Source organism: Vibrio sp. 1288 (genome assembly GCF_033344475.1).
The window spans coordinates 1-515 of the sequence record NZ_JAWPOX010001141.1 but is presented as its reverse complement, the minus strand read 5'-3'; the positions used below and the strand labels follow the sequence as shown (position 1 = coordinate 515).

1 pseudogene is annotated in these 515 nt (G+C 43.7%); it reads left to right on the top strand.

From position 1 onward, the window contains the following. Positions 1 to 515, top strand: a pseudogene (locus tag R8O11_RS31335) (TonB-dependent receptor); the annotation flags it as partial.

Below are 515 nucleotides of genomic sequence, written 5' to 3'. Positions count from 1 at the left end.
TTCTGGTTACGTTGGCTTTAGTACATACAGCAACGAATACGACTATGACAACAGCAGTTATGGCAATCCTGGGTGGGGAACAGTAGATAAGCACGAAAAGAAAACGGGTGAAGTGGAATACGTAGGTGCAGATTTGTCACTTGAGTATTCTAAAGATGTTTACACTTCTGAGTTGAAGTTAGCTTACGGTCAACAAGACAACTATGACCTTAAATCGGGCCAAAGTAAGTCGACCGGCGATCACGTGGCCATCGAACAGTTCAATGCAATTTGGCTAAACTCATACAGCATCAATGATGAACTGAGTATTGGAGGCGGCTTAGATTACCGTAATGAGAAGTTAGCAAAAGGCTACCTTGCACCAAGTGACTGGGGACCAGCGAAAGACTACAACCCAGAGAAGAATCCAAGAACAAACATTGGCATCAGCGCAATTGCTCAATATGCATTGAATGCATGGACCTTCGAAGCCAGCGTACGTAATGATGAAAACAACCAGTTTGGCAACAACACTA